The sequence below is a fragment of the Synechococcus sp. MU1655 genome, from assembly GCF_023630655.1.
Taxonomy (GTDB): Bacteria; Cyanobacteriota; Cyanobacteriia; order PCC-6307; family Cyanobiaceae; genus Synechococcus_C.
In genome coordinates this window covers 1-5,648 of the sequence record NZ_JAKUHK010000130.1, presented here as the reverse complement: position 1 = coordinate 5,648, position 5,648 = coordinate 1, and the positions used below count along the sequence as shown (strand labels likewise).

At 58.5% G+C, this 5,648-nt stretch carries 5 protein-coding genes; 3 read left to right on the top strand and 2 right to left on the bottom strand.

Annotated features, from left to right (window positions below):
• Both NCN04_RS07140 and NCN04_RS07135 read left to right on the top strand, forming a co-directional pair.
• The coding region (locus NCN04_RS07140) for a tRNA-ribosyltransferase family protein (RefSeq protein WP_250395634.1) at positions 1-621 on the top strand (621 nt) is incomplete at its 5' end.
• A 30-nt stretch (positions 622-651) separates the two neighbouring features.
• Complete coding sequence (locus NCN04_RS07135) at positions 652-795, top strand: photosystem II reaction center protein K (RefSeq protein WP_071841249.1); 144 nt, start codon at positions 652-654, stop codon at positions 793-795.
• Here NCN04_RS07135 and NCN04_RS07130 read toward each other — a convergent pair.
• On the bottom strand, positions 734-1,519 hold the full coding sequence (locus NCN04_RS07130; protein WP_250395633.1) for a WecB/TagA/CpsF family glycosyltransferase: 786 nt from the start codon (positions 1,517-1,519) through the stop codon (positions 734-736). The genes NCN04_RS07135 and NCN04_RS07130 overlap by 62 nt on opposite strands.
• On the opposite strand from NCN04_RS07130, the gene NCN04_RS07125 reads away from it, so the two are divergent.
• A complete protein-coding gene (locus tag NCN04_RS07125; RefSeq protein WP_250395632.1) occupies positions 1,512-4,760 on the top strand; it encodes a glycoside hydrolase family 15 protein in 3,249 nt (1,082 codons plus the stop codon). The two genes, NCN04_RS07130 and NCN04_RS07125, sit on opposite strands and share 8 nt — an antisense overlap.
• A 1-nt stretch (position 4,761) precedes the next feature.
• Here the strand turns inward: NCN04_RS07125 and NCN04_RS07120 are convergent.
• A partial coding sequence (locus tag NCN04_RS07120) for a Gfo/Idh/MocA family protein (protein WP_250395631.1) occupies positions 4,762-5,648 on the bottom strand: 887 nt, incomplete at its 5' end.

The window sequence follows — 5,648 nt, the reverse complement described above, 5'->3', positions numbered from 1 at the left end:
GCCTGGCTGGGCCGCTGTGCAGACGCCCATCAACGCGACGACCAAGCCCTCTTCGGGATTGTTCAGGGTGGTTGTTTCCCCCACCTCCGTGATCTGAGCGCGCGAGCAGTGGCGGACTTCAACCTGCCGGGCATCGCCATCGGAGGCGTCAGCGTCGGCGAACCGGTGGAGGAGATGCATCAGATCGTGCGCCAGGTCACACCGCTGTTACCCGCTGATCGTCCCCGCTACCTCATGGGCATTGGCACCTTGCGCGAGATGGCAGTTGCCGTGGCCAACGGGATTGACATGTTTGATTGCGTCCTGCCCACCCGTCTTGGCAGGCATGGCACAGCACTGGTTGGAGGCGAACGCTGGAACCTGCGCAACGCTCGTTTCCGGCACGACCACACTCCTTTGGACGCAAGCTGCTCTTGTGTGGCCTGCCGCCATCACACCCGTGCCTACCTGCATCATCTGATCCGTAGTGAGGAACTGCTCGGCCTCACGCTCTTGAGCATCCATAACCTCACGCATTTGATCCGATTCACCACCGCCATGGGGCAAGCCATTCGTGATGGTTGCTTTTCAGAGGATTTCGCTCCGTGGGAGCCGAGCTCAAGAGCCCATCACACGTGGTAGCGTCCGAGCTCCGACCATGAATTCGCCGGGATGGCTGCTTACACCCTCGATTTGCTGGCCCAGCTACCTGAGGCCTATCAAGCCTTCAGTCCGCTGATCGATATCCTGCCGATCATTCCGTTGTTCTTCCTGTTGCTTGCTTTTGTTTGGCAGGCTTCTGTCGGCTTCCGCTGAGCAAAACAGCCCAAACGAACTGCGGTAGCGCGAGATAACGCCTCCAGCGGCTTGGTTCCTGACAAAGCCTATACAGCCATTCCACCTGGAAACGGCTGGCCCATTTTGGCGCCCGTTCCTTGAGACCAGCCCAGACATCAAAGCTGCCACCCACACCCATCCACACCCCGGTTTGTGAGGCTTTCAAGCTCTGAACCCAGAGTTCTTGTCGGGGAACACCCAGAGCAACAAGGACCAAATCTGGGTTGAGCTCGCACAAGTTGGCTTCAAGCTGAGGCCAATCCTCTTCGCTGAGATATCCATGTTGCGCCAGTACCAGACGCAATTCAGGGCGCTCAACCACCAAGCGATCACACAGTCGTTCCATCACCTGCGGTGCAGCCCCAACGAGCGCCACAGACCAACCATGGGCCTCCGCATAACTCAAGAGTTCCCATGCCAACTCAATGCCGGGACTTCGGCGAACGCGCACACCTTGTAAGCGAAGAGCCCAGACAACGCCTGCGCCATCGGGAACTACAAGATCAGCGTCAGCAATCACGGCACCTAAGCGATGGTTGGCTCGTGCTGCCATCGACATCTCTGCATTGAGGGTCACGATCTGACCTCCCCCATCGGCATGCACACCGATGGCTGCAGCAGTGACATCGCGACAAGCATCCACAGGCACCCCAAGGACTTGGAAGCGACGTTGATCACGCGGACCGGTGCTGGTGATGTCCATCCCTAACTCGACTGCGAGGGAGAATCTAAATCCGGTCGCTTGGAAGGCCACGGTTTTGTCGCATCCGAACCCCAAGGAGCAACACGAGCTACGCCTTGAAAAACTAAAGAGCCTGGATGTGGCCATCGACGCGGTGGTTCTACAACGTCAGCATCCAGTGAGCGGATTGCTTCCAGCCAGCACGGCCAACACCGTGCACGGAAACTACGGAGACGCCTGGGTTCGCGACTGCGTGTACTCGATTCAGTGCGTTTGGGGCCTGGCCATCGCCCATCGTCGCCTTCACAGGGGCACCACCCAACGCAGCTGGGAACTTGAACAAAGGGTTCTGGGACTGATGCGCGGCTTGCTCAACAGCATGATGCGCCAAGCCTCAAAAGTGGAGCGTTTTAAGTACAGCCTCGATCCGCTCGACGCCCTGCATGCCAAATACAACAGCGCCAATGGCGATCAGGTTGTGGCCGATGACGGATGGGGGCATCTGCAGCTCGATGCCACATCACTGTTTCTGTTGCAGCTAGCTCAACTGAGCCGGGGCGGGCTCGCCGTGGTTCGTAACCGCCACGAAGTGGCGTTCATCCAAAACCTGGTGTACTACGTGGCGCGGGCCTACCGCGTGCCCGACTTCGGAATCTGGGAGCGGGGGGACAAGGGGAATCAAGGCCTGCCCGAGCGCAACGCCAGCTCCATTGGCATGGCCAAAGCGGCACTCGAGGCCCTCGATGGCGTCGATCTGTTTAGTTTCCATGGCGATGGATCAGTGCAGGTGCTCGTGCCGCAAGGCGCTGTCGTCCGCTTGCGCCGGGCCCTCCAAGGACTTCTGCCACGGGAATCGGCCAGCAAGGAAGTCGACAGCGCTTGTCTCTCCGTGATCGGCTACCCAGCCTGGGCGGTGGAGGAGCGAGACCTGGTGGAACGAACCGTCCAGCGGATCCGACGCGAACTAGGAGGCCCTTACGGATACAAACGCTTCCGCCGGGACGGACATCAAACCGTGGTCGAAGACGTCAGTCGACTGCATTACGAACGGACCGAACTCGTGAACTTCGAAGGAGTGGAATCGGAATGGCCTCTCTTCCTGGCCTATGAGCAGCTAACAGCCTGCTGTGAAGAGCGTTGGACAGACGCGCATTACTGGCAAGAAAGGCTCAGGATCCTGCAGGTCGAACGCCATGGGCAACAGCTCTACCCCGAGCTCTATCTGGTCCCAGACAGTGCGGTGGAACTCGAGCGTCGGGCACCAGGAAGCCAACAACGTTTGGCCAACGACAACGTGCCTCTGCTTTGGACCCAGAGCCTTGCCTGGCTCGGAGACATGCTGATCGAAGGACTAATCGAGCCAGCGGACCTTGACCCCTGCGGTCGCAGGTTCCAAGCCGAGATTGGTTCCGAGCAGGTCCTTGTTGCCCTGGCACCAACCAGCAGCTCACTTGCCGCCGAACTCAAGGCGCGAGGGTTACCGGTCAGCGATCCACAGACCTGCCCAATCCAGGTCGTGCCATCCAGCAACCTCAACGATCGCCTCAGCGCAGTCGGAGGCGATGAAGCGCTCCACTTGAGCGGTCAGCCAATGCTCCGAGCCGACACCTCGGACACAGCACGCCTCTACCAACAGGGCAACGAGCAGCTTGCCGTCTTACCGGCTGTCTTGGAAGAAGACACCTTCTTCGTGAGTCATGACCCACGACAGCTCATGGAAACGGTCATCAACGAACTGCACCTGCTGCAACGGCACTGGCGTGGAGAGGGTTCACCGCTCTTACTGATCCCTGTTGAAGCCACCCTGCTAGAGAACAATCCTGAGCTACTGATCGATCTCACCACACGTCTGAACTCAGGACAGATCGAGGATGTTCCTGTTTGCTTCAGCGATCTTGAAACCCTCGCCGACAGTGCTCAGTGGGTGACCCTTCCAGCCACACCAGCCAAAGGCAACGCCCATCAACGGAGCGATGCAGCCCTCTATTTACAAGACTCCACCGACTTCAGCGACCTCACCGCAGCCCAGGAACAAGAGCTCGATGACATCCCACTTGGTGAGCTCCGTGATCGTCTTTGGAGCAGCCATTCGCTCCGAGAACAAGCCGAAGTGCTTGAACTACTGAAGCGCCAACTGGGCCATCGAGCGATTCTCAGCGGCCCGCAAGGCACCCCGATTGAGCTGGTCACCCTGCTGGAGGAGATTTACCACCGCGGGCTCAGCCAGGAGGATTGGAATGTGGCCCGCCGCTGCGCTGGTGCGATGGGACTCGTCCATCCCCAACTCGAGGATGCCGTCATCGACCTGCTCAGCCGCCAAAAGCAAGTCGTCGTGGGAAGGAACTACACCAGCGATTCTCGTCTCAGCGCCCCGGCCTCAAGCCAAGCGATCGCCGCCTTGATTGAAAGCACCTGCGGCAACGACGGCCGAGAACGCATGCTGCAACAGGAATTACTGGTGGCTCTTGATGGCCTTGCCCGTCGTGAACCAGAAAAACTCAAGGGCACGCTCACCCTGCAGCTTGGTCAACTCCTGCTTTTGCTCACCTCAGAGCTTGCAGCGGAAAGACAACTGAGCCAGGACGAAGCCTTTGAAGCCCTTTGCAGCGAAGCTCCCCATGCGATCAGCTTGCGCCTTCAAGCACTGCTTAATGACGTCGACCATGCCCGTGCCGCTCTACAGCGAGGAGAACTGCTTCACCTTCGCGGCCATGTGCAGTGGTCCGTACCTGAGCCCCTTGAAGAACGACCGAGCGGATCCGACTGGCTGCAACACCGCATGCGACTGGGCTCCCTGCAACAAGTCCCGAAGGAGTTCTATGCCGGCATTTGGTCGTTACTGCATCACTGCCGTGGATTGGTGATCGGAGACAAGCTGGAACGACGCAACCGGCTAACCAGCGCTTTGGTGCTGGAAAAAACACCAGGAGAGCGCAACTTCGCCATTCAGGTTGAGCATCTCCTCAGTCGGATTGAAGCCGCTGAATACCGCCAACTCTGCACAGAAAGCCTGCTCTCGCTGATGGCCTTCACGATGACCAACCCAGACATGCGCTTTGAAGACGACATCGCACTCGATGTGGTCATTGGTCATGCCGTCCGGGTCGGCTGGCAAAGCACCTATCCCGAACAAGACACAGGGGAGTACAGCCAGCACAAAGCAGCGGCTTGGAAACAGTTTTACCTAGCGTCACCAGCGCAATGCCGCCGGTGGCAAATCAAAGCGCTCAAGGAGCTAGCCGAACAAGAAGGCCTGCTTTAAATCAAATCGGAGCGTCCAGAGCAATCCCAACTCCTGGCCGCTCCACGGCCTGCTCAATCATGTCGGCAAGACGGAGAGCCCGAGACGCCTGCTGGCCATCGACGGCGGGGGTTTCACGACCTCGAACGCATTGCAGGAAGTGCTCCAGCTCGGCGTAAAGGGGCTCGATTGACGTGGTGCTCACCTCTTCGATGAAACCGTCGTTGCGATACAACAGCTCACCGTGGTCAGCGGAATACCACTCATGAGCACGCCTGTGGATGTGCAGGGTGTGATTCAAGAAATCTGTTTCCACCAGGCTCCCTCGGCAGTGAGCACTCAAACTCCTGATCTTGCGATGGCTCATTTTGCTGGCAGTCAGGCTGGCCACCACACCATTGTCGAAGCCCAATGTGGCGTTGACGTAATCGATGGGGCCTGCGGAGCTCCTTCCGCCGGCCGCCGATAAATGCACAACAGACGCTCCTGCAAGCTCTAAGACCAGATCCAAATCGTGGATCATCAAATCAAGAACCACCGAAACATCATTGGCTCGATCGGAATGGGGGCTATGACGTCGAGCTTCCAGCACGACAACTTCCTCATTCGCAACCACCTTGGTCAACTCACGAAACGCGGGATTGAAACGTTCGATATGTCCCACCTGCAACAGACGATCAACCCGGCTTGCCGACTCGCTGAGCGAAGCAGCTTCCTCCTGACTGGCCGCAATTGGCTTTTCGATCAAAACGTGGAGTCCAGCCTCTAAACAGGCCAAACCAACGGCATGGTGGAGCAGGGTCGGAACAGCAATACAAACCGCTTCGACCTCAGACAGCATCTCGCGGTAATCCGCGAACCAGCGGCAATCAAACTGGTCTTTTGCAAGCGCTCCGCGCTTGGCATCCG

Excerpts from the sequence above, each read along its gene's own strand:
- NCN04_RS07135 (WP_071841249.1), top strand. The coding sequence starts at position 652 with ATGGCTGCTTACACCCTCGATTTGCTGGCCCAGCTACCTGAGGCCTAT.
- NCN04_RS07125 (WP_250395632.1), top strand. The coding sequence starts at position 1,512 with ATGTCCATCCCTAACTCGACTGCGAGGGAGAATCTAAATCCGGTCGCT.
- NCN04_RS07130 (WP_250395633.1), bottom strand. The coding sequence starts at position 1,519 with ATGGACATCACCAGCACCGGTCCGCGTGATCAACGTCGCTTCCAAGTC.